Here is a 21,839-nt window from a genome sequence, read left to right as displayed (position 1 = left end):
ACGACCGGGAGGAACCTCGAGCATGTTCATTGCCATCGGCAACACCCCGCGCGACTACGCGTGGGGCTCCACGACGGCGATCGCGGCGTTCCGCGGAACCGCGGCATCCGGAGCGCCCGAGGCCGAGCTGTGGCTCGGCGCCCACCCGGGTTCGCCGGCTCGGGTTCTCGACGCCGCATCCGTCGGACACGCCGACCTCGCGTCGTGGATCGCCGCCGCACCCGACCAGGCGCTCGGTCCTCGTCTCGCTGCTGAGGGGGCTCGACTGCCCTTCCTCCTGAAGGTATTGGCGGCGGCCGCGCCGCTCTCGTTGCAGGCGCACCCGACGCCCGCTCAGGCGCGTGCCGGCTTCGCCCGTGAGGAGGCCGACGGCGTGTCGCTCACGGCATACGACCGCAACTACAAGGACGAGTTCCACAAACCCGAGCTCATCGTCGCCGTGAGCGACACGTTCGACGCGCTCTCGGGATTCCGTCCGCTCGACGAGGTGCGCGGCGTGCTCGAGGTGCTGCGGGCAGCGGATGCCGCGGCGCCCGAGTCCGATCCCGCCGCCCTCGACCTGCTCGAATCCCACCTGACGGGAACCGACCCGCTGCGTGACACCGTCGAGTGGCTGCTGCGCGACGGACGCGGCGGCGACACCGGCGAGGCGTCGTGGGTGATCGACCGCGTCGAGGAGCTCGCGACCTCCGAGCAGGCATTGGCATCTCCGTACGCGCGCTCGTTCGAAACTGTGGGGGCGCTCGCCGCGGCGTACCCCGGTGACCCGGGCGTCGTGATCTCGCTGCTGCTGAATCGAGTGCGCCTCGTGCGCGGCGAGGCGCTCTTCCTCGCCGCCGGCAACATCCACGCCTACCTCGACGGCCTCGGCATCGAGCTCATGGCCGCGAGCGACAACGTGCTCCGCGGCGGTCTCACGCCGAAGCACATCGACGTCACGGAGCTCCTCGACGTGCTCGACTTCACGCCGATCCCCGCGCCGTATCTCGCTCCGATCGAGGTCTCGCCCGGAGTCGCCGTGTTCCGACCCGACGTGCCCGATTTCGAGCTGTACCGAGTCGAGCCTGCCGCCGAGCCTGCCCGTGTCGCCTTCGACGGGCCGGCGATCGTGGTGGTAGAACGCGACGGCGTCACGATCGGCGGCGGCACCGGGGCATCCGTCTCGCTCGGTCGCGGCGGCTCGGCGTACGTGACGCCGGATGAGGGCGAACTCTCGATCACCGGCCCCGGCATCGCCTGGATCGCGACGACGGGGACGCCGGAGCTGGTCTCCGCCTAGGAGGCGACCCGCATGCCGAAGAGACGGCGGTAGGCGGTCGGCGTCGTCTGGAGCACCTTCACGAAGTGGTGCCGCATGACGGCGGCGGCCCCGAACCCGGTGTCGCGGGCGATCTCCTCGAGCGTGAACGAGGTTTCCTCGAGCAGCTGCTGGGCGCGGAGCAGACGCTGGCGATTGAGCCACGCATTCGGCGTCGTGCCCGTCTCGGCCCGGAATCGGCGTGCGAACGTGCGGGGCGACATGAGCGCCTTCCGCGCGAGAAGGTCGACCGTGAGGTCTTCGTCGAGGTGCTCGACCATCCACTCCGTGATCTTCGCGAACGAATCGCTCCGGCACTCGGCGACCGGGGTCTGGATGAACTGCGACTGACCGCCATCGCGCTGCGGCGGCACGACCATGCGGCGGGCGATCATGTTCGCGGCACTGGCGCCGAGTTCGGTGCGCACGATGTGGAGGGCCGCGTCGATGCCGGCGGCAGTGCCTGCGCCGGTGACCACCTTGTCGTCCTGCACGAAGAGCACGTCGGCGTCGACGTCGGCACGGGGGAACATACCGGCGAGCCGCTCCGTGTACATCCAGTGGGTCGTGGCTCGGCGGCCGTCGAGCACGCCCGCGCGGCCGAGTGTGAATGCCCCAGAGCACACCGACAGCACCCAGGCGCCGCGCTCGACCGCCTCGCGCAGCACCTGGGAGACGCGCTCGTCGACGGGTTCATCGATCAGGGCGGCCGGAACGGCGACCAGGTCGGCGGTACGGGCGAAGTCGAGCCCCTCGTGCACGACGATGTCGAAGCCGAGCTTCGTGGGGATGGGCCCGGGATCGGCCGCGACGACGTGGAAGTCGAAGGTCGGGCCGCCGGTGTCGCTGCGGTCGATGCCGAACACCTCGCAGATCACGCCGAATTCGAACGGCGCCATCTGGGGCATGGCGATGCAGGCGATGGTCTGGAGCACGGCGGCCTCCGTTGGCAGGAATCGGTCGTTTGATGTCCACTCTGCCACTTTCGGCAGTATCTCTCAAGTCATAGATTTACTGCCATGACCACGATCATCTTCCTCGTCCTCGCGGGACTCGCCGTCTGGGGCGTGCTCGCCACCGTGCTCCGCCTCGACACCGATGGCTACGGTCGACCGGAGATCCGCGACCGCACCCGCCACGCCGAGCACCAGCCCACGCGGCCCGCCTGATCGGACTGCAGCGGGCGAGCGCCGCTCCCGGATACGATCGACTCCGGCGGGGAGACACCCGGCCGGAAGGTGGGAACATGAGCTGGCTGGTCACCGGAGGAGCAGGCTACATCGGCGCGCACGTCGTGCGCGCATTCGAGACCCAGGGCATCGGAGCCATCGTGCTCGATGACCTCTCTTCGGGAAAGACCGACTTCGTGCCGAAGGATACCCCGGTCGTTCATGGCAGCATCCTCGACGGCGCCGCGATCGAACGGGCCATCGAAGAGCACGGCGTCACGGGCGTCGTGCACCTCGCCGGGTTCAAGTACGCCGGGGTCTCGGTCGAGCGACCGCTGCACACCTACCGCCAGAACGTCACCGGCACCACGACGCTGCTCGCGGCGATGGAGTCCAAGGGCGTCGATCGCATCGTCTTCTCGTCGAGCGCCGCCGTGTACGGCACACCCGACGTCGACCTCGTGACCGAGGCGACCCCGAAGCACCCCGAGTCGCCGTACGGCGAGTCCAAGCTCATCGGCGAATGGCTCCTCGCAGACCAGGCGAAGGCAACGGGCCTCCGTCACACGAGCCTGCGGTACTTCAACGTCGTCGGCTCGGGCACGCCGGAGGTCTTCGACGTGAGCCCGCACAACCTCTTCCCGCTCGTCTTCGACGCCCTCCTCGCCGGGCGGACCCCGCGCATCAACGGCGGCGACTACCCGACGCCCGACGGCACGTGCGTCCGCGACTACATCCACGTCGCCGATCTCGCCGAGGCCCACGTCGTCGCCGCGCGTCGCCTCGACGCCGGCGACAGCCTCGAGCCGGTCTACAACCTCGGATCCGGAGACGGCGTCTCGGTCGGGGAGATCATGCGAGCGGTCGCCGACGTCACCGGCATCGAGTTCGCTCCCGAGGTCGGCCCGCGCCGCGGCGGAGACCCCGCTCGCATCGTCGCCTCGGGTGAACTCGCGGCCCGTGACCTCGACTGGCGCATGCGTCACACGCTCACCGAGATGGTCGAGAGTGCGTGGCGCGCCCGCCGCGCGGCATCCGCTTCATAACGTCTGCTCAACGTCCCGGCGTGTCGAGACGGCCATCAAGCCTCGATGGCCGCATGAGGGTTTACGATCTGCGACTTGACTCACGGGAATTACACCGGTGTAATTGGTCATGACACACCCTCTGGGTGGTCGGTACAACTGGGTGGGAGACGATATGAGCAATCCTGAATATCGTTCTGGAGTACCTGACGATTGGTTCATCGATCCTGTCAGGCTGGGCGTTCCGGGGGTTCGCGCAGTCTCAGACGATGACAATCCGTTGGCATGGCAGAGCGACGCGCTGTGCGCGCAGACCGATCCCGAGGCGTTCTTCCCCGAAAAGGGCGGATCGACCAGGGATGCGAAGAAGATCTGCACCGGATGCGAGGTGCGCAACCAGTGTCTCGAGTACGCGCTCGGCAACGACGAGCGGTTCGGCATCTGGGGCGGACTCTCCGAGCGGGAGCGGCGCAAGCTCCGCAAACGAGCGGTCTGAGTCGCGGAGCTCGCCACGGCGAGCTCCGCGCTCGCGACCTCCCGCGGTCGAGGCGGGCTCGCCGTGGCCGCGCGTCCAGACATTCGACCGGATTTTCGAGGCACGCCCGGATCGGTGACGGATCCTGCCGGATGTGCCGCCTAGGCTGACCCCGATGTTCCCCAGAGTCACCGCCGTCCTCGTCGCACATCACGGTGGCGACCACCTCAGGCACTCGCTCGAAGCGATTCGAGCGCAGAGCCGTGTTCCCGATGCCCTCGTCGTGATCCTCACGGAGGCCGACGCCGAAGCGCGAGAGATCGCCGCAGCTTCGTCTCCGACGCACATCGTGGAACTCTCGCAGCGCCTCTCCTTCGGCGAGGCCGTGCGTGCCGCGGATCGCGTGCTCGACGCGCCGACGTCCGACGGTGACGCCCTGTGGCTGCTCGCAGAGGACACCGCGCCGGCGCCCGAAGCGCTCGAACTCCTCGTCGCCACGCTCGAGACCGCCAAGTCCGTCGCGATCGCCGGACCGAAGCTCCGCGAATGGGACGAACCCGACCGGATCGCGACCTTCGGCCGGACGATCACCCGTTTCGGTCGCAGCGTCTCGCTCGTGTCGGGCGAACTCGACCAGGGCCAGCACGACGGACTCAGCGACGTGCTCGGCCTCGACCCCGCTGCCATCCTCGTGCGGCACTCGGTCTGGCGCGCGCTCGACGGATTCGACCCGGCGCTGCCGACGGTCGACGACGCACTCGACTTCTCGATCAGGGCACGTCTGGCCGGCCACCGGGTCTCCGTGGTGCCGGGCGCCCATGTGCGGTTCGCCGGCGACGGAGTCGTGGGGCAGCCGGCGGATCCGCGCGCCAGGGCTGCCAGGCGACGCACCCGTGCGGCCCGAGCGGCGGCCCTCCACCGGCGGCTCGTGTACGCGCCCGCCGTCGCCGTCCCCGTGCACTGGCTGAGCTTCCTGCCGCTCGCGATCCTTCGATCGGTCCGGCTGCTGCTCGTGAAGTCCCCGGGGGCGATCATCGGGGAGTTCGCCGCAGCGCTCGGCACGATGTTCTCGGGAATGCGCGTCGCGCGCGCCCGGCGGCACCTGAAGACCGCGCGCACGACCGGGTGGTCGGCGATCGCTCCGTTGCGGATGCCGCCCGACGAGGTGCGCCGCCGCCGTCAGCACGCCGCCGAAGAGCGGCGCGAGCGAGCGCGGGGCAGGAAGCACGAACTGCAGTTCATCGGAACCGGTGGCGGTTGGGTGCTCCTCGTCTCCATCGTGGCGAGCGTCGCTCTCTTCTCCTGGTTGCTCGGCGCAGGCGGGCTGAGCGGCGGCGGCATCCTGCCGCTCTCGAGCGGCCTCGGCGAGCTGTGGCACAACGCGGCCTACGGTTGGCGCGACATCGGCGCGGGATTCGTCGGCGCCGCCGACCCGTTCGCGGGAGTGCTCGCGGTGCTCGGTTCGATCGCCTTCTGGGCGCCGTCCTTCGCGCTCGTCCTGCTCTGGCTCCTGGCGGTGCCGGTCGCGACGCTGGGCGCGTGGTTCGCCGCCTCTCGACTGACGGAGCGCGGTTCGGTGCGCGCCGTGGCCGCACTCGTCTGGGGTCTGGCCCCGCCGCTCCTGGTCGCCCTCGGCGACGGGCGCCCAGGCGCCGTGCTCGCTCACATGCTGCTCGGGTGGCTCGCGTTCGCCGTGTTCGGCGCGGCGACGTCGTGGGCCGCCGCGGCGACGGCGTCCCTGCTGTTCGCGGCGGTCATCGCGGCGGCGCCGAGCCTCGCGCCGGCGCTGCTCGTGGCGTGGCTCGTAGGTCTCGCGGTCAGTGGACGCGCTGCGGTGCGCCTCGCCGGACTGCCGTTGCCGGCATTCGTGCTCTTCGCGCCCCTCCTGTTCGAGCAGTTCGGTCGCGGCACCCCCATCGCCCTGCTCGCCGATCCCGGCCTGCCGCTGCAGAGCGTCGTCCCGTCTGCATGGCAACTCGCGCTCGGATTCCCCGGCGCTGCGTGGGGCGGTTGGCCGGAGTTCCTCGGCGACGGTTCGGTGATCGACGCGAAGCTCGTCGTGACCCTGCTCGTCGTGCCGCTCATCCTCGCGGCGCTCGCGGCCGTGCTCGCACCCGGCATCCGCGGGGCCGCACTCAGCCTCGGCCTCGCGCTGCTCGGCTTCGCGACCGCCGTGGCCGCCGGGCACGTCGCCGTGGCGGTCGCCGGACCCGAAGCGGTGCAGCTCTGGACGGGCCCCGGGCTGAGCCTCGCCTGGCTCGGGTTCGTGCTCGCCGCGGTCATCGCGTTGAACGCGGTGCGGCGCGGCGGTGCCGTCCTCGCATGGGTCGTCGCTGCGACGACGATCGCGGCGGTCGTGCCGACGGGGCTCGCCATCGCGACCGCCTCGACCGCGATCGCCCCTGCCGCCGAGCGCACGCTGCCGGCATTCGTTGGCGCCGAGGCCGAAGCCGACCCGCGCGTGACGACGCTCCGCATCCAGCCCGAGGTCGACGGCAGCATCAGGTCGACCCTCGAACACGGAACCGGCACGACGCTCGACGAGCAGTCGACGCTCGAGCAGACCCTCGACGAGATGAGCGAGTCTGAGGAACAGCTCGCCGAGGTCGCCGGAAACCTCGCCTCACGCAGCGGATTCGATCCGGATGCCGCGATCCGCGAGTTCGGCGTCTCGTTCGTGCTCCTCGCCGCGCCCGCCGGAGACGACCGCGAGGCCGCGGCGACCGAGGCCCGCGCGCGCACCGCCCTCGACGGCAACGCCGCGCTCATCGCCGTCGGCGAGACGGACTTCGGCACGCTCTGGCGGTTCAGCGCCGCCGAGCCCGACGCGCCGGCCGCGCAGATCCCGCCGAACGCCGGCGGTGCGCTGACGGGGCTCATCACCGCCGTGCAGATCATCGTGCTGGCCGCGACGATCCTGCTGTCCATTCCGACTGGGGCGGGTCGTGAGGCCGACCGTCGACCCCAGTGGCGCCGACCGCCGCGGCGCCGGCCGTGGCCTGCCGCGAAGGCTCGGAAGGATTCCGCCGAGGAGGCCGCGGGGGCCGACGCATCCCCGGAGCCGGTCCTTGCGGATCAAGAAGCCGGCGATTCCCCAGCGGCAGGAGAGTATGCCGACGCCGTCGAATCGGATGACGCGGCCGAGCCTGCCGATGCGGCCGAGCCTGCCGACGCGGCTGAGCCAGCGGCGGCCGATGAACCAGCGGGTCCCGACGAACCCTCGACGGACGAGCAGGAGCCGCCCGCGGCATCCGACCGAGCCGAACCGACCGAGACGAAGGGAGACGACGATGCGAGCTGAGCGCGCACGCACCCTGGCCCGCATCGGCGGCCGGGCCGCCGGACTCCTCGTGGCGGCCGCACTCGCCGTCGCCGTGCTCGGAGCCGCCGCCCTCGTGCCGTGGCCGGAGCACCGCGTCACCCCGCCGTCGCTCGTCGTCCAGCCCGCGGAGAGCCGACAGCAGCGCGTCTGCCCCGGCCCACTGCTCACGCTCGCCGACGACGCGGCTGCCGCGACGACCGCATCCTCGATCGGCGGGGCGGACGCGACGCTCGGCGCGGAGCCCGACGACGCCGAGATCGCCGAGACCCCGCTCGACGCGCCCGGCAATCCGCAGGCCGACCGCGACGGCACCCCCGTTGTGATCGAGGTCGAGCCCGGCACCGTCGACGCCGGCATGATCGCCGGGGCGCAGTCCCAATCGGCCGACACCGAGACGATCGCGGGATTCGCCGCCACCGCCTGCACCGAGGCCACCGCCGAATCGTGGCTCGTGGCAGGGGCGACGACACTCGGCCGCACGAGCCTCGTGATGCTGGCGAACCCCACCGACGTCGCAGCCACGGTCGACGTGCGGGTGACGGGCGAGACCGGTGCGGTCGAAGCCGGCTCGGCGCTCGGCATCATCGTCCCGGGCGGCAGCCAGCGCGTGGTCTCGCTCGCCGGACTCGCCCCGAACCTGGCCTCTCCGATCGTGCACGTCACGAGCACCGGCGGCACGATCGCGGCGGCGCTCGAGCAGTCCGCCGTCGACGGGCTGGCGCCCGCCGGGGTCGAGCTCACCGGTCCGGCGGCGATGCCCGCCAGCACGCAGATCATCCCCGGATTCGTGGTCGCGGAGTCGGGCGGCATCGACCCCGCCGATGACCACGCCGAGGGCGATGCGTTCCCAGCGGTGCGGCTGCTCGCCACGGGCGACGAGCCCGTCGACGTGACGATCGGGCTCGTTCCCGAAGCGGGCAGCACCTCGGGCTCCACGATCGAGGCGACGCTCCAGCCGGGCCGCGCGACCGACGTTCCGCTCGGGGTGCTGGACGCGGGTGCGTACACCGTGCGTATCGAGGCCGACGGCCCCGTGCTCGCGGCCGCCCGCGCCTCGGTCACCGCCCCGGGCGACGCCCAGCAGCCTGGATCGGCGGATGCCGCGGCTGCGGGCGACTTCGCGTGGACGGTGTCGACCTCCCCGCTGCTCGAGGACGCGGTCGTCGCGGTCCCCGACGGACCCTCGCCCGTCCTCCACCTCGCGAACGAGGGGGAGGACGAGGCCGAGGTGCAGGTCACGATCGACGGCGAGACGCGTGCCGTGGCGATCGACGCGGGCTCAGCGGCATCCGTCGAGGTCGACGCAGGCTCGATGGTCACGCTCGCCGGAGTCTCCGGGGTGCACGCCTCGGTCTCGTTCGGCGACGAAGGCGAACTCGCCTCGTTCGGCGTGCAGCCGCCCGGACCGCTCGACGCGCCCATCCGCGTGTTCCCGCGCTAGGCGTCCGACAACAGTCAGGCCGTCGCGAGGCGCGCCGTGCCGCGCTGCCGCCGACGTGCTCAGAGGTGGCGGTAGCGGCCCGGCGCGAGCTCCCACGGGTCCTTGCCGAGCAGGTCGGCGATGGCCCGGAAGACGCAGCTCTCGATGAGCAGCTTCTCCTCGCGCTCCTCGCCCTCCTGCAGCCGGAGGAACCGCACGATCGGCAGCCGGTAGAACACGATGCGACGCTCGTCGTGGAAGACCTTCCAGCGATCGACGTGGTCGTCGTGGATCGCCTCGGCCGGCCCCTGCGCGACTTCGAAGACGACGCCGTCGAGTTCGGGCCAGAGCCCGCGCAGGTACGCCGCGGTCGTGCCGACCGTCACGTCGAATTCGTCGAGCCGGTTGTGCAGCATCGGCAGGTGGGGCCCCGTCACGGCTGAGCGGAGCCCGCGGCCGTGACGGTCGCGGGCGAGGCGCCGTGGCGATCGCGGCTCTGAGACGGCACGACGGGAGCGGGGCATGCCCTCATCGTACTGAGTCGTGCCCACCGATCCGCTCCGATGCTCGCTACTCTGGTGGAGCCATGAGACGTTGTTCGCGCACTGCCTGCGCTGCCGAAGCGGTTGCCACGCTGACGTTCGACTATGCCGATTCGATGGCCGTGCTCGGTCCGCTCGCGGTCACCCGCGAGCCCCACGGCTACGACCTCTGCGCACGGCATGCCGAGCGCACGTCGGCCCCCGTGGGGTGGCAGGTCGTGCGGCACGTCAGCCTCGGTGAGGTAGGTTTCAAGGCATGAATTCCGCAGCATCCTCCGAGGCACGAGCGCGCCTCGACGCCATCGTGAAGGCCTACGACGTCCGCGGAATCGTCGGCGACGGGCTCACCGCCGAAACCGTCCAGGCGCTTGCAGCGGCCTTCGTCGACGAGGTCGGCGCAGGCGGCGGCACGGTCGTCGTCGGGCATGACATGCGCGACTCCTCGCCCGGCTTCGCCGAGGCGTTCGCCAGGGGGGCCGTTGCGCGCGGTGCCGATGTCGTCTCGATCGGGCTGTGCTCGACCGACGAGAGCTACTTCGCCTCCGGCTCGATGAACGCGCCGGCGGCCATGTTCACGGCGAGCCACAACCCTGCCGCTTACAACGGCATCAAGTTCTCGCGTGCAGGCGCGCAGGGCATCTCGCTCGACACGGGCCTCGCCGCGATCCGCGATCGCGCAGCCGACTACCTCGAGCAGGGCGTCGCGCCCGTCGCCGTGCCAGGCACGGTCTCGACCGTCGACGTGCTGGCGGACTACGCGGCGTACCTGCGCTCGCTCGTCGACCTCAACGGCATCCGCCCGCTCAAGATCGTCGTCGACGCCGGCAACGGCATGGGCGGGCTCACCGTGCCGGCCGTGCTGGGCACCGCTGCCGGGCTTCCTGCCCTTCCGCTCGAGATCGTGCCCCTCTACTTCGAGCTCGACGGCACCTTCCCGAACCACGAGGCGAACCCGCTCGAGCCCGCGAACCTCGTCGACCTGCAGCGGGCGGTCGTCGAGCACGGCGCCGACCTCGGGCTCGCCTTCGACGGCGACGCCGACCGTTGCTTCGTCGTCGACGAGCAGGGCGGTGCGGTCGACCCCTCGGCGGTGGCCGCCATCGTGGCGCTCCGCGAGATCGCCCGCGTGCAGGCGATGGGCGAAGCGGATGTCGCGGTGATCCACAACCTCATCACCTCGCGCTTCGTGCCCGAGGCGATCGAGGCCGCAGGCGCGACTCCCGTGCGCACCCGCGTCGGCCACTCGCTCATCAAGGACCAGATGAAGGCGACGGGCGCCGTCTTCGGCGGCGAGCACTCGGCGCACTACTACTTCCGGGACTTCTGGGGCGCCGACAACGGCATGCTCGCGGCCATGCACGTGCTCGCCGAGTTCGGCGCGCAGGAGGCCCCGCTCTCCGCGATGTCGACGCGCTTCACCCCGTACGCGCTCTCGGGTGAGATCAACTCGGTCGTCGACGACGTGCCCGCCGCCTACACGCGCATCGTCGAGGCGTTCACCGATCGCGCCGAGTTCGACGAGCTCGACGGCCTCACGGTCACGGGCATGACCTCCGGCGACGAGGCGTTCTGGTGGTTCAACGTGCGGCCCTCGAACACCGAGCCGCTCCTGCGCCTGAACGCCGAGGGCGAGGATGTCGCGACGATGGCGGCCATCCGCGACGAGGTCCTCGCGCTCATCCGCGCCTGAGTCCTGCGAGGCCGTGCACACGCCTGCGCATCGGCACTCCGACGCGAGCTGGCAGAATGGGCGCATGACCACGCTGCCCGCGACCACCGCCCTCCCGTACAAGGTCGCCGACCTCTCCCTCGCCGAGGCCGGCCGGCACCAGCTGCGGCTCGCCGAGAACGAGATGCCGGGCCTCATGGCCCTCCGCGCTGAGTTCGGCGCGTCCAAGCCGCTCGCGGGCGCCCGCATCGCCGGCAGCCTGCACATGACGGTGCAGACCGCCGTGCTCATCGAGACCCTCGTCGCGCTCGGCGCGCAGGTGCGCTGGGCGAGCTGCAACATCTTCTCCACGCAAGACGAAGCGGCCGCCGCGATCGTGGTCGGCCCCGAGGGCACCGTCGACGCCCCCGCGGGTGTGCCGGTCTTCGCCTGGAAGGGCGAGTCGCTCGAGGAGTACTGGTGGTGCACCGACCGCATCTTCGACTGGTCGGCGGAGGCCGCGGCATCCGGTGCCGACTGGATCGGCCCCAACATGATCCTCGACGACGGCGGCGACGCCACGATGCTGGTGCACCACGGTCGCGACTTCGAGGCAGCGGGCGCGGTGCCGGCGGCCGCAGATGACGCCAGCCACGAGTACCGGGTGGTGCTGGACACGCTGCGCGCGAGTCTCGAGCTCAGCACCGACCGCTGGACGCGCATCGCCGAGGAGCTCAAGGGCGTCACCGAGGAGACCACCACCGGCGTGCACCGCCTCTACGAGCTGCACGCCGAAGGCGCCCTGCTCTTCCCGGCCATCAACGTCAACGACTCGGTCACGAAGTCGAAGTTCGACAACAAGTACGGCATCCGACACTCGCTGCCCGACGGACTCAACCGCGCGACCGACGTGCTCATGGGCGGCAAGGTCGCCTTCGTCGTGGGCTACGGCGACGTCGGCAAGGGCGCTGCAGAAGCGCTGCGAGGCCAGGGGGCCCGGGTCATCGTCTCGGAGGTCGACCCGATCTGCGCGCTGCAGGCTGCGATGGACGGCTACCAGGTCGCCCGCCTCGACGACGTCATCGGCGAGGTCGACATCCTCGTCACCTGCACGGGCAACAAGGACGTCGTGCGCACCTCGCACATGCTCGCCATGAAGCACCTCGCGATCGTCGCGAACGTCGGCCACTTCGACAACGAGATCGACATGGCCGGACTCGAGTCGCTCGCGGGCGCCGAGCGCATCGAGATCAAGCCGCAGGTGCACGAGTGGCGGCTGCCGACGGGGCGCTCGATCCTCGTGCTCTCCGAGGGCCGGCTCATGAACCTCGGCAACGCCACGGGGCATCCGTCGTTCGTCATGTCGAACTCCTTCACGAACCAGGTGCTCGCCCAGATCGAGCTGTGGACCAGGCCCGAGCAGTACCCGGTCGGCGTCTACGTGCTGCCGAAGCACCTCGACGAGAAGGTCGCGCGCCTGCACCTCGACTCGCTCGGCGTCGAGCTCACCGAGCTCTCGCCCGAACAGGCCGCCTACATCGGCGTTCCGGTCGAGGGCCCGTACAAGGTCGACCACTACCGGTACTGAGCGGTTCGGATGCCGCGGCTCGCGGCATCCGTCAGCCCGCCTCCGGTCGGCGCGATCGTGACTCAGCGCTCGGGGAACCCGGGCGGCGTCGCCGTGAGCACCGGCGAGAGCGAGGCCATGCGGGCGTCGACGAGCGAGAGCGCCACTGCGTCGCGTTCGCGGCGGAGCGCCGCGACGCCGGCGAGGAAGAGCTCGGGCGGCGCATCGGGCAAGGGCGAGACGAACGGCGCAACCTCTGCGGCGAGCGACGCTGCGACGCGGGCGCGACTCTCGGGCACCAGGTGCGCGGCGTTCGTGAAGAAGGAGGCGACCCGGCGCGCGAGCGGGTCGGGCAGGCGCGCGACATCGGCGATGGCCGCCCAGGCGACGAGCTGGGGCGGCACGCCGAATGCGGTCGACGGCAGCTTCGGCACGCGCTCCACCTGGCCGTGAGTACCCGCCAAGAGGTCGCCGAGTCGCTTCGACGACGGGTTCAGGAAGCCGACGAGGACGGCGAGGCCGCCGAAGGTCAGGTAGATCTCGACGACACCGGTGAGCGCCCTGATGAACGCGTGCCGGAACCCGATCGCCCCGCCGTCGTCGCGTACCACGCGCAGACCCAATGCGAGCTTGCCGAGCGAACGACCGTGCGTGGCTGTCTCGACTGCGGTGGGCACGATCACGATGCAGGTCACGATGCCCGCGATGAGGATGGCCTGGAAGCCCTTCTCGTCGATGCCGAGCCCCGAGAGCGCCAGCAGCAGGCCGAGGATGAGGAGCACGGACACGAGGACGTCGATCATCGCGCCGCCTGCTCGGATGATCGCGCTCGCGGGTCGCACGTCGAGCGTCACGGCCTCGCCGGTGACGACGCCCTCGTCGTCGAATCGGGCCGCGCTCGGGGCGACGGCGGGGGCATCTGCCATGGGTAGTATTCAAGCAGATGGACCTCGATGCGCTCGCCTCCGCCCGTCATGACGACTGGCAGCGGCTCGACGCGCTCGCACGACGTCGACGGCTCGACGGCGCCGAGGCCGACGAGCTGATCGAGCGGTACCAGAGCGCGGCCTCCGACCTCTCGCTCGTGCAGGCGACAGCGGGTTCGACCCCCCTCGGCGACCGGCTGTCCGTCACGCTCGCGAGGGCTCGACTCGCCTTCACGGGTGCACCCGAGAACCCGATGCGCCAGTTCACCCGGTTCGCGATCGTGAGCCTGCCGGCCGCGTTCTACCGCTTGCGGTGGCTGACCCTCGCCGTGGCGATCGTCACGGTCGTCGTTGCGGCCCTCTACGCGTGGTGGATCAGCGCCGACCCCCGCGTGCTGGCGGCGATCGGCAGCGAGGATGAGCTGCGACAGCTCGCCGAGGAGGGTTTCGTCGCCTATTACTCGGAGAACCCGGCGGCTTCGTTCGCGGGCGCCGTGTGGACGAACAACGCCTGGATCGCGGCACAGTGCGTGGCCTTCGGCATCCTCGGGGTGTGGGTGCCGTGGGTGATCCTGCAGAACGCGCAGAACCTCGGCGTGAACGCCGCGGTCATGTTCGCCTACGACGAGGCCGACACGTTCTTCCTCTACATCGCGCCGCACGGACTGCTCGAGCTCACGTGCGTCTTCGTCGCGGCGGCGGCCGGCCTCCGTATCTTCTGGGCCTGGGTGGCGCCGGGCGCCCGGTCTCGGGGCGTGGCACTCGCCGAAGACGCCCGCGCGCTCTTCAGCGTCGCCATCGGCCTCGTGTTCTTCCTCTTCGTCTCGGGAATCATCGAGGGCTTCGTCACCCCCGCCCCGTGGCCGTGGCCGGTGAAGATCGGCATCGGCGTCGCGGCGCTCGGCGGGTTCCTCGCGTACATGCTCGTGCTCGGCGGCCGCGCGAGTCGCGCAGGTGAGACCGGCGACCTCGTCGAGTTCGATGCAGGGTCGCAGCGCATCGTCGCGGGCTGACCATCGCGTGTCCACGGCCGCGGAGACGACGATGGCGGATGCCCCGTGGGACATCCGCCATCGTCGTCTGAGAGGTTACGCGGCGAGCTGCTTCGTGCGGTCGAAGACGAGCTTGTAGATGAGCGCTGCGATGACGGCGCCGAGGATCGGGGCGACGACCGACACCCACAGCTGGCTCCATGCGATGCCGCCGCCGTAGAGCGCGGTGGCGATCGAGCGGGCCGGGTTGAACGAGGCGTTCGACACTGGGATGGCGATGAGCGCGAGCAGCGTCAGCGTGAGGCCGATCGCGAGCGGGGCGAAGCCGACGGCCGCGCGGGTGCTCGTGACGCCGAGGATCACGAAGAGGAAGATCGCCGTCGCGACGGTCTCGATGAGGAAGACCGAGCCGAGGCCGTAGTTGCCGGGGGAGAGCTGGTCGTAGCCGGTCGATGCGCCGGTGAAGATGACGATGTCGAACTTCGGACCGGCCGAGAGGATGCCGAGGAGCACGGTCGTCGCGAGGATGCCGCCGAGGATCTGCACCGCGATGTAGGGGCCCACCGCCTTCCAGGAGAACTTGCCGGCGACGGCGAGGCCGATGCTCACGGCGGGGTTGAAGTGTCCGCCCGAGATGGGCCCGAACGCGTATGCGCCGACCACGACCGTGAGGCCGAGGGCGAGCGAGACACCGAGGAAGCCGACGTTCAGGCCGCCTTCGCCGCCATTGAATCCGGCGGCGAACACGACGGTGCCGATGACGCCGAAGACGAGGATGAAGGTGCCGATGAATTCGGCGGTGAGCTTCTGGGCGGTCGAGGGAGCCTCGACGGCCGTGGTCGCATCAGACACGGGGGGTCCTTTCGTAGGGGAGACAAGACGGAATCGGCACCAACCCCCTGGCGCCTGAAGCGAACCTATCGAGCGGCAGGCGCGGCGAGCGTGAACCGCGCGCGAATGTTGTGAATCCGCTGGGGATCGATGCCGCGCCGCGTCACCTGCCGTCGTGCGAGGCCCGAAACCGTCATCCGGCGTCAGAGCCGGCCGGTCGCCTTCAGCTCCAGGTAGAGATCGGCGAGGGCGGGCGGCAGCTCGAGCGGCGCTGCGCTCACCGTCAGGCCGCCGAGTCGCCGTACGGCGGCGCCCACGCGCTCGCCGTCGAGAAGGCCCCGTTCGGCGGCGGCGGCGGCGTAGACCTGCTCGAGGTCGTCGCGCCCGCGCGCGGCGTCGAGGAGCGACGGGTCGGCGACGGAAGCGACCACCACGGTGTGCCGAGCGGTCAGCTGGGGGAGGACCGAGAGGAGTTCACGTGCCGTTCCGGGTGAGTCGGCGGCGGTCAGCAGCACGACGAGTGCGTGCCGACTCGTGATGCGGCGCACCTGCGCCGGAACGGCCGCCCAGTCGGCCTCGATCAGTTCGGCCTCGATGCCCGCCATCGTGTCGACCATTCGGGCGAGGAGCGCCGGACCGCTGGCGCCGTGCACCCGCCCGCGGAGCCGACGATCCCACGCGAGGAAGTCGACCTTGTCGCCGGCGTGCGAGGCGAGCGCTGCGAGCAGGAGGGAAGCCTCGAACGCGGTGTCGAGGCGCGGTTCGTCGGCGATCCGGGCTGCCGCGGTGCGCGAGGTGTCGGTCACGATCACGATGCGGCGATCGCGCTCGGGACGCCAGGTGCGCACCATGAGACGCGTACTCCCGGGCATCTCGGGGTCCGCGTGCCTCGCCGTGGCGCGCCAGTCGATCGAGCGCACGTCGTCGCCGCGCACGTACTCCCTGATGGAGTCGAACTCCGTGCCCTGACCGCGGATGAGCAGTGGTGTGCGGCCGTCGAGCTCGCGCAGCCGGGTGAGCCGCGACGGCAGGTGCACGCGCGAGTGGAAGGGCGGGAGCACGCGGATGCGGCCGGGCGCCGAGAGCGTCGCCTGCCGGGGCCAGAGCCCGAGGGGGCCGGCGGAGCGGATCGTGACCTGGTCGCTGCGCCGGTCGCCGCGTCGCCACGGGGTGAGCTGGAGGGTCATGCGACGGCGCTCGAACGGAGGGATCCGGAGCGGGGTGCGATTGGGGCCGGCGACCCCGGCCGACGGCTCCCAGCCGTCGCGCACGGTGGCGCGGAGCATCCGCTGCCCGAGGTTCTCGACGCGCAGCACCGAGGTCACCGGCTCGCCGAGCCGCACGCGGTCGGGCAACTCGCGGCGCAACGCCACCCGGCGCGGTGATGCGGCGAGCGACAGGTCGAGCGCGCCGGCGCCGGTGACGAGCACGAGCCACCCCACGAGCGCGAGCCAGGCCTCGGGCGCGCCGGCGGCGCCCGCCACGACGACGGGCACGACGCCGAGTGCGACGAGGAGGACGAACCGACCGGTCAGGGCCATCAGGGGATCCGGGTCATGTCAGAGCGGCACCTGCACCTGTTGCACGATCGACTGCAGCACCGCGTCGATCGAGACGCCCTCGAGCTCGGCCTCGGGCCGGAGCTGCACCCGGTGGCGCCAGACGGGCAGCAGCATCGCCTGCACGTGGTCGGGCGTGAGCGACTCGTAGCCCGTGAGCCACGCCCACGCCTTCGCCGCGGCGAGCAGGCCCGTCGTGCCGCGAGGGCTCACGCCGAGCCGCATCGACGGGCTCCGGCGCGTCGCGCGAGCGAGGTCGACGAGGTAGCCGAGCACGTCGTCCTCCACGCGAACCGCGGATGCCGCGGCGCGAGCCGCCGCGAGTTCGGCCGCGCCGAGCACGGGGGTGACGCCCGCCGCGGCGAGGTCGTGGGGGTCGAATCCGTCGGCGTGGCGACGGAGGAGCGAGAGCTCGGCGGTGCGCTCGGGCACGTCGAGCACGAGCTTCAGCAGGAACCGGTCGAGCTGCGCCTCGGGCAGGGAGTAGGTGCCCTCGTACTCGATCGGGTTCTGCGTCGCGGCGACCATGAACGGGTCGGGGAGCGGGCGCGTGACGCCGTCGGCCGAGACCTGGCGCTCCTCCATCGCCTCGAGCAGTGCCGACTGGGTCTTCGGCGGCGTGCGGTTGATCTCGTCGGCGAGGAGGATGTTCGTGAACACCGGCCCCTCGCGGAAGGCGAACTCGCCCGAGCGGGGGTCGTAGGCCAGCGATCCCGTGACGTCGCCGGGCATGAGGTCGGGGGTGAACTGCAGGCGGCGCGTGTCGAGCTGCAGGGTGCGGCTGAGCGTACGCACGAGCAACGTCTTCGCGACGCCGGGCACGCCCTCGAGCAGCACGTGCCCGCGCGTCAACAGGGCGATGATGAGGCCGGTCACGGCGCCGTCCTGACCGACGACGGCCTTGCCGACCTCGGTGCGCACGCGATTGAGCGCGGCGCGCAGCTCGTCGTCGGTGGCAGCGATCGCCGGAGCGGGGATGGGGTCGGTCATGGTCGCCTTCCTGTGGGGTCGTCACGATCGGTGGGTTCGGCGCTGCGCGGATCGAGCGAGCGCTGCACCGCGGCCTCGAGCTCTGCGAGCCCGGCGGCGAGGTCGACGAGTGCGCGATCGTCGGCGGGCAGGTCGTCCGCGAGCAGGCGGTGAACGGATGCCCCGTCGCGGCCGGTCGCCCGCGCCGCGGCATCCGTGACCTCGTCGACGCCGGCGGATCGGGGGAGTCGGAGCACCCGTGCGATCCGCACGACGGCGCCGATGCGCAGTTGGTCGACGGCGTGGGTGCGAGCCGAGGTGCGCGCGTAGAGCCTGGCCCGGCCCCGGCTCGTCTCGCCGGCGGGCACGTGCACCGGGAGGCGCTCGACGACGAGCGGTCCGAACCGACGGCCCTGCCAGACGCCCGCGACGATGACGACCACGAACGCGAGCACCATCACGGGACTCACCCAGCCCGGCGTGAGCTCGGCCAGGCTCGGTGCGTCGGCGGCGTCGGCATCCCCCGGGCCGGGGAGGTACCAGACGAGTTCGTCGCTCGCGCCCGTCAGTCCGATCGCGAGGGCGGCGTTGCCCGCCTCGGTGATCGTCTCGTTCGCGAACACGCTCGTCGAACCGACGATCGTGAGCTCGGCGCCGCCCGCGGTCGGGCCGCTCGCGACCGCGAAGCCGAAGTCGCCGTCGCGGAAGCAGCCCTGCCAGCCGGCATCGGCCGCTTCGTCGTCGACGGTGACGAGCCGCTGTCCGTCGGAGAGCGAGCCGGCGCGGACCGCGGGCCCCAGGTCGCACGCGACCTCGTCGATCGGGCCACTCGCGGCGCCGGCGAACCGGACACCCGGCGCGAGCGTCTCGAGGGCCGTGAACCCGGGTTCGACGAGGATCAGCCGATCGGTCGCCTCGGAGAGCTCCGTCAGCCGGCGGTCGTCGAGGATCGCGTACTCGTCGTAGACGAGCACCGTCGCCGTGCCGTCGGCCGCGTCCAGCGCGGCGTCGAACGAGCGCGCCTCAGTGACGACGACCCCATGGTCGCGGAGCACCTCCACGAGCGCCTTCGCGCCCGCAGGGGCGGGATTGTCAGCAGCGAGCGGGGCGCCCGGCGCGCGTGCGCCGCCTTGGATCGTCATCACGATGAGCGCACCCAGCACGAGCACCGCGGCGATCACGATCCAGGTCCGACTGCGGCGCAGGAACGCCCGGACGGTCGGCGTGACGGCGGGCGCCGAGGCGTCGCCGTCGACGTCGAGATCGGTGCCGGGGCCCGAGGCATCCGCCGTCGCCGGATTCGCGCTCGAGCCGTCGATCAACGCCCTCATCGAGCGGCCTCGACCGGGTCGCGGTCGTCAGCGGATGCCTCGTGCCCGTCTCGCCTCGTCGGCCGCGCCTCGGCGATGCGGCGCTCCAGCTCGGTCACCCGCGCGTACTCGTCGGCGGATCCGGCGCGGCCGAGATAGCGCACCCCGTCGAACCCGGCCGCAGCTGTGCGCAGCTCGGCGGCCAAGTCGGGGAACGAGCCCGCCGCGGCATCCGCGAAGGCCCGTGCCGTGGTGCCGGGGTGCACCGTGACGACCTCGCGCTCGACGAGACCGCGCACGAGGGCACGGAAGCGCTCCTCGATGGCGAGCGGCCAGTCGCCCGCGCTCGCCGCCGCGATCGCGGCCCGACGCAGCGTCTCGAGATCGCGGCGGTCGTGGTCGTCGAAGAGCGCCACCTCGCTCCGGCGGCGGCGCCGGAGCCGTGGCAGTCCGAAGACGAGGAGGCCGACGACGACGAGGGCGACGACGAGGAGCACGAGCAGCAGCGTCAGCACGGGACCGGGAAGCCCGGTGGCACCGTCGAAGAGCCCGAGGAACCAGTCGCGGATCGCCTGCATCGCGACATCGAACGGACTCGGCTTCGCCGCCTGGTATTCGGGCCCGGTCAGCTCGTCCTCGAGCCACCGACGCGCCTCGGGGGCATCGGGGTCGAGCGGGGTGCCGCGCAGCCGGATCACGGCCACGCGGGGCCGGCGGCCGTCGAGGCAGGGGCCGTCGCCGTCGACGGGGCGGCATACGGATCGGTCACCGGGAGGCCGGCGTCGCGCTGCTCGATGTGGCGCACGAGCTCGAGGTCGAGGGCCTCGGTGCGCATGCGCAGGTCGATGTAGATGACGGCGACGAGGGCCGCTTGCACGACGGCGGTGATCGCACCGATCAGGAGGGAGAGGATGACGGTCACGATCATCGTCACCACGGTGATCGCGATGGCGGCACCCGTGCCGGTCGGGTCGATGATCGCAGCGACGATCGTGCCGATGAGGGAGACCGGCTGCACCACGACCTGCGCCGCGAGGTTGAGGATGAACCCGACGAGCAGGAGCGTGCCGAAGGTCCGCCAGAAGAAGCCGTCGGTGAGCCGCCACGACCGCTTCATCGCCGTGCCGATGCCGACGCCCTCGAGCACGATGACGCTCGGCACGAGCGAGAGCTTCGTGCCGAGCCATGCGGCCACGACCGCCGCACCGAGCCCGGCGAGGATCATGACGAGGATCGTCACGATGACGGTCACCGGGTCGAAGAAGGTGGCGACGACGATGATCGCGATGAAGAACGCGAAGGCCACGACGATGGCGCCGGTGACCATCGCGGTCCAGCCGAGGAGGGGCCAGAAGCGCTTCGCGGCGCGCTTCCACAGCGCGGCGAAGCGGAGTCGTTCGCCGAGGGTGCCGCTGGCGACCTCGACGACCATCACGCCCTGCAGGAATGCGCCCGCGATGAGCGAGAGGGCGATGGGCACGAGCATGAGCAGCAGGAAGCCGCCGATGGCGCCCGACATCAGTGCATCGGCGTCGGCGGAATCGGTTGCGCTCTCGACACGCGAGACGACGAACACCATGAACGGGATGAAGACCGCCAGCATCGCGACGACCGAGACGAGCTGCACCACGAGACCGGTCCCGAAGGTCGCCGCAGGGTTTCGCCGGAGCACCTTGAACGGAGCCCAGAGCACCGTGCCGAATCCCAGCGGATGCAGCGGGAGCAGGCCCGGCTTCGGGGGCGGCGTCCAGCCGAGCGGCGAACCGTACGGAACCTGGCCGTACATTGGCGATGTCGGAGCGGCCGGAGCCGGGAGGGCCGACGGCGACGCTTCGACGCTCGGGGGAGGGAAGGCAGACGGGTCGAATCGGGCCGAACGAGCGGCATCCGGAGCGGGGCCCGGAGCGGGAGCACCGCCGGGCGCCTGCCAGTCGTGGTCTGACACCTGTGGGGCTCCTTCCGGCGGATTCCCACCATGCTCGCACATATCGCCGACGCGCCGGGCACGCGCCGATCGGCCTTCCGGTGGTCTTCCCGCCCCGACCGACTACGCTTTAGGCACTGGTTTCGGCCGTGATCCGGCGGTGCTGACAGGAATGAACGATGAACCCACGCGTACTCGTCGTCGATGACGACACGGCCCTCGCCGAGATGATCGGCATCGTGCTGCGCACCGAAGGGTTCGAGCCCTTCTTCTGCGCCGATGGCACGGGAGCGCTCGCCGCCTTCCGCGAATCGAAGCCCGACCTCGTGCTGCTCGATCTCATGCTGCCGGGCATCGACGGCATCGAGGTGTGCGGTCGCATCCGCGCCGAGTCCGGCACGCCCATCATCATGCTGACCGCGAAGACCGACACGTCCGACGTGGTCAAGGGCCTCGAGTCGGGTGCCGACGACTACATGGTCAAGCCCTTCAACCCGAAGGAGCTCGTCGCGCGCATCCGCACGCGCCTGCGGCCCACGCCCGACCAGGCGGTCTCGACCCTCAGTGTCGGCGACCTCACGATCGACGCGGCCGGCCACGAGGTGCGACGCGGCGACACCCGCATCAACCTCACGCCGCTCGAGTTCGACCTCCTCCTGACCCTGGCGTCGAAGCCGCAGCAGGTCTTCACGCGCGAGATGCTGCTCGAACAGGTGTGGGGCTATCACTACAAGGCCGACACCCGGCTCGTGAACGTGCACGTGCAGCGCCTCCGTGCGAAGGTCGAGCACGACCCCGACAACCCCCGCATCGTCATGACGGTGCGCGGCGTCGGGTATCGAGCCGGCGCGACCACCTAGGGG

The 21,839-nt window shown here is 71.4% G+C and carries 20 protein-coding genes; 11 read left to right on the top strand and 9 right to left on the bottom strand.

The features are described from left to right. Window positions 1-22: 22 nt before the first annotated feature. Window positions 23-1,279 (top strand): mannose-6-phosphate isomerase, class I, encoded by a 1,257-nt coding sequence (gene manA / locus ASD23_RS10065; RefSeq protein ID WP_056009942.1) that lies wholly within the window; start codon window positions 23-25, stop codon window positions 1,277-1,279. Here the strand turns inward: manA and ASD23_RS10060 are convergent. Beyond that, on the bottom strand, window positions 1,276-2,232 hold the full coding sequence (locus tag ASD23_RS10060) for a GlxA family transcriptional regulator (RefSeq protein ID WP_056009940.1): 957 nt from the start codon (window positions 2,230-2,232) through the stop codon (window positions 1,276-1,278). The genes manA and ASD23_RS10060 overlap by 4 nt on opposite strands. Before the next feature lie 84 nt (window positions 2,233-2,316). On the opposite strand from ASD23_RS10060, the gene ASD23_RS18845 reads away from it, so the two are divergent. From ASD23_RS18845 to ASD23_RS10040, 5 genes are all read left to right on the top strand, one after another. Continuing rightward, complete coding sequence (locus ASD23_RS18845; protein WP_157377055.1) at window positions 2,317-2,466, top strand: hypothetical protein; 150 nt, start codon at window positions 2,317-2,319, stop codon at window positions 2,464-2,466. Window positions 2,467-2,543: 77 nt separating this feature from the next. After that, window positions 2,544-3,512 (top strand): UDP-glucose 4-epimerase GalE, encoded by a 969-nt coding sequence (gene galE, locus ASD23_RS10055; RefSeq protein WP_056009938.1) that lies wholly within the window; start codon window positions 2,544-2,546, stop codon window positions 3,510-3,512. A 154-nt stretch (window positions 3,513-3,666) separates the two neighbouring features. Next, window positions 3,667-3,987 (top strand): WhiB family transcriptional regulator, encoded by a 321-nt coding sequence (locus ASD23_RS10050; protein WP_082571351.1) that lies wholly within the window; start codon window positions 3,667-3,669, stop codon window positions 3,985-3,987. Between the two features lie 154 nt (window positions 3,988-4,141). Beyond that, window positions 4,142-7,267 carry a glycosyltransferase family 2 protein gene (locus ASD23_RS10045; protein ID WP_056009936.1) on the top strand — a complete coding sequence of 1,042 codons (3,126 nt, stop codon included), beginning with the start codon at window positions 4,142-4,144 and terminating at the stop codon, window positions 7,265-7,267. Beyond that, window positions 7,257-8,729 carry a DUF5719 family protein gene (locus ASD23_RS10040; protein WP_056009934.1) on the top strand — a complete coding sequence of 491 codons (1,473 nt, stop codon included), beginning with the start codon at window positions 7,257-7,259 and terminating at the stop codon, window positions 8,727-8,729. The genes ASD23_RS10045 and ASD23_RS10040 overlap by 11 nt, the downstream gene beginning before the upstream one ends. Window positions 8,730-8,788: 59 nt before the next feature. Here the strand turns inward: ASD23_RS10040 and ASD23_RS10035 are convergent, their stop codons facing one another. Beyond that, window positions 8,789-9,232, bottom strand: a complete 444-nt coding sequence (locus ASD23_RS10035) for a hypothetical protein (RefSeq protein WP_056009931.1) — start codon at window positions 9,230-9,232, stop codon at window positions 8,789-8,791. Between the two features lie 62 nt (window positions 9,233-9,294). On the opposite strand from ASD23_RS10035, the gene ASD23_RS18600 reads away from it, so the two are divergent. The 3 genes from ASD23_RS18600 to ahcY all read left to right on the top strand — a co-directional run bounded on the left by ASD23_RS18600 (window position 9,295) and on the right by ahcY (window position 12,486). Beyond that, the gene (locus ASD23_RS18600; protein WP_082571350.1) at window positions 9,295-9,510 is read left to right on the top strand and encodes a DUF3499 family protein; all 216 of its coding nucleotides are present in this window, start codon (window positions 9,295-9,297) and stop codon (window positions 9,508-9,510) included. Beyond that, window positions 9,507-10,940 carry a phosphomannomutase/phosphoglucomutase gene (locus ASD23_RS10030; protein WP_056009929.1) on the top strand — a complete coding sequence of 478 codons (1,434 nt, stop codon included), beginning with the start codon at window positions 9,507-9,509 and terminating at the stop codon, window positions 10,938-10,940. Before ASD23_RS18600 ends, ASD23_RS10030 begins: the two co-directional genes overlap by 4 nt. A 64-nt stretch (window positions 10,941-11,004) precedes the next feature. Beyond that, the gene (gene ahcY, locus ASD23_RS10025; protein ID WP_056009927.1) at window positions 11,005-12,486 is read left to right on the top strand and encodes an adenosylhomocysteinase; all 1,482 of its coding nucleotides are present in this window, start codon (window positions 11,005-11,007) and stop codon (window positions 12,484-12,486) included. 62 nt (window positions 12,487-12,548) lie between these two features. Here the strand turns inward: ahcY and ASD23_RS10020 are convergent, their stop codons facing one another. Next, entirely contained in the window at window positions 12,549-13,391 is an 843-nt protein-coding gene (locus ASD23_RS10020) for an RDD family protein (RefSeq protein WP_056009925.1), read from the bottom strand. Between the two features lie 17 nt (window positions 13,392-13,408). Between ASD23_RS10020 and ASD23_RS10015 the strand changes: the two genes are divergently transcribed. Further along, entirely contained in the window at window positions 13,409-14,404 is a 996-nt protein-coding gene (locus ASD23_RS10015) for a stage II sporulation protein M (RefSeq protein ID WP_056009923.1), read from the top strand. A 75-nt stretch (window positions 14,405-14,479) separates the two neighbouring features. Here the strand turns inward: ASD23_RS10015 and aqpZ are convergent, their stop codons facing one another. The 6 genes from aqpZ to ASD23_RS18835 form a co-directional block, all read right to left on the bottom strand. Further along, window positions 14,480-15,235, bottom strand: coding sequence for an aquaporin Z (gene aqpZ / locus ASD23_RS10010; protein WP_056009918.1), 756 nt, complete (start codon window positions 15,233-15,235; stop codon window positions 14,480-14,482). A 182-nt stretch (window positions 15,236-15,417) separates the two neighbouring features. Further along, the gene (locus ASD23_RS10005; protein WP_056009916.1) at window positions 15,418-16,755 is read right to left on the bottom strand and encodes a DUF58 domain-containing protein; all 1,338 of its coding nucleotides are present in this window, start codon (window positions 16,753-16,755) and stop codon (window positions 15,418-15,420) included. Window positions 16,756-16,773: 18 nt separating this feature from the next. Continuing rightward, entirely contained in the window at window positions 16,774-17,763 is a 990-nt protein-coding gene (locus ASD23_RS10000) for an AAA family ATPase (RefSeq protein ID WP_056009914.1), read from the bottom strand. Next, window positions 17,760-19,073, bottom strand: a complete 1,314-nt coding sequence (locus ASD23_RS09995) for a DUF4350 domain-containing protein (RefSeq protein ID WP_082571349.1) — start codon at window positions 19,071-19,073, stop codon at window positions 17,760-17,762. Before ASD23_RS09995 ends, ASD23_RS10000 begins: the two co-directional genes overlap by 4 nt. Next, a complete protein-coding gene (locus ASD23_RS18840; protein ID WP_056009910.1) occupies window positions 19,070-19,756 on the bottom strand; it encodes a DUF4129 domain-containing protein in 687 nt (228 codons plus the stop codon). The genes ASD23_RS09995 and ASD23_RS18840 overlap by 4 nt, the downstream gene beginning before the upstream one ends. Next, a complete protein-coding gene (locus tag ASD23_RS18835; RefSeq protein ID WP_162248740.1) occupies window positions 19,747-20,997 on the bottom strand; it encodes a hypothetical protein in 1,251 nt (416 codons plus the stop codon). Before ASD23_RS18835 ends, ASD23_RS18840 begins: the two co-directional genes overlap by 10 nt. Before the next feature lie 158 nt (window positions 20,998-21,155). Here ASD23_RS18835 and mtrA point away from each other — a divergent pair, with 158 nt between their 5' ends. Continuing rightward, window positions 21,156-21,836 carry an MtrAB system response regulator MtrA gene (gene mtrA / locus ASD23_RS09980; RefSeq protein ID WP_056009906.1) on the top strand — a complete coding sequence of 227 codons (681 nt, stop codon included), beginning with the start codon at window positions 21,156-21,158 and terminating at the stop codon, window positions 21,834-21,836. Window positions 21,837-21,839 lie beyond the last annotated feature (3 nt).

The organism is Agromyces sp. Root1464, assembly GCF_001427265.1.
In the GTDB taxonomy this organism is placed as follows: domain Bacteria; phylum Actinomycetota; class Actinomycetes; order Actinomycetales; family Microbacteriaceae; genus Agromyces; species Agromyces fucosus.
Note: the sequence above shows the minus strand (reverse complement) of the source record. Positions and strands in the feature narration are given on the sequence as shown.

Bases quoted from the DNA above. Each gene is read 5' to 3' on its own strand.
- manA (WP_056009942.1), top strand. From the start codon at position 23: ATGTTCATTGCCATCGGCAACACCCCGCGCGACTACGCGTGGGGCTCC.
- ASD23_RS18845 (WP_157377055.1), top strand. From the start codon at position 2,317: ATGACCACGATCATCTTCCTCGTCCTCGCGGGACTCGCCGTCTGGGGC.
- galE (WP_056009938.1), top strand. From the start codon at position 2,544: ATGAGCTGGCTGGTCACCGGAGGAGCAGGCTACATCGGCGCGCACGTC.
- ASD23_RS10050 (WP_082571351.1), top strand. From the start codon at position 3,667: ATGAGCAATCCTGAATATCGTTCTGGAGTACCTGACGATTGGTTCATC.
- ASD23_RS10045 (WP_056009936.1), top strand. From the start codon at position 4,142: ATGTTCCCCAGAGTCACCGCCGTCCTCGTCGCACATCACGGTGGCGAC.
- ASD23_RS10040 (WP_056009934.1), top strand. From the start codon at position 7,257: ATGCGAGCTGAGCGCGCACGCACCCTGGCCCGCATCGGCGGCCGGGCC.
- ASD23_RS10035 (WP_056009931.1), bottom strand. From the start codon at position 9,232: ATGCCCCGCTCCCGTCGTGCCGTCTCAGAGCCGCGATCGCCACGGCGC.
- ASD23_RS18600 (WP_082571350.1), top strand. From the start codon at position 9,295: ATGAGACGTTGTTCGCGCACTGCCTGCGCTGCCGAAGCGGTTGCCACG.
- ASD23_RS10030 (WP_056009929.1), top strand. From the start codon at position 9,507: ATGAATTCCGCAGCATCCTCCGAGGCACGAGCGCGCCTCGACGCCATC.
- ahcY (WP_056009927.1), top strand. From the start codon at position 11,005: ATGACCACGCTGCCCGCGACCACCGCCCTCCCGTACAAGGTCGCCGAC.
- ASD23_RS10020 (WP_056009925.1), bottom strand. From the start codon at position 13,391: ATGGCAGATGCCCCCGCCGTCGCCCCGAGCGCGGCCCGATTCGACGAC.
- ASD23_RS10015 (WP_056009923.1), top strand. From the start codon at position 13,409: ATGGACCTCGATGCGCTCGCCTCCGCCCGTCATGACGACTGGCAGCGG.
- ASD23_RS10005 (WP_056009916.1), bottom strand. From the start codon at position 16,755: ATGGCCCTGACCGGTCGGTTCGTCCTCCTCGTCGCACTCGGCGTCGTG.
- ASD23_RS10000 (WP_056009914.1), bottom strand. From the start codon at position 17,763: ATGACCGACCCCATCCCCGCTCCGGCGATCGCTGCCACCGACGACGAG.
- ASD23_RS09995 (WP_082571349.1), bottom strand. From the start codon at position 19,073: ATGAGGGCGTTGATCGACGGCTCGAGCGCGAATCCGGCGACGGCGGAT.
- mtrA (WP_056009906.1), top strand. From the start codon at position 21,156: ATGAACCCACGCGTACTCGTCGTCGATGACGACACGGCCCTCGCCGAG.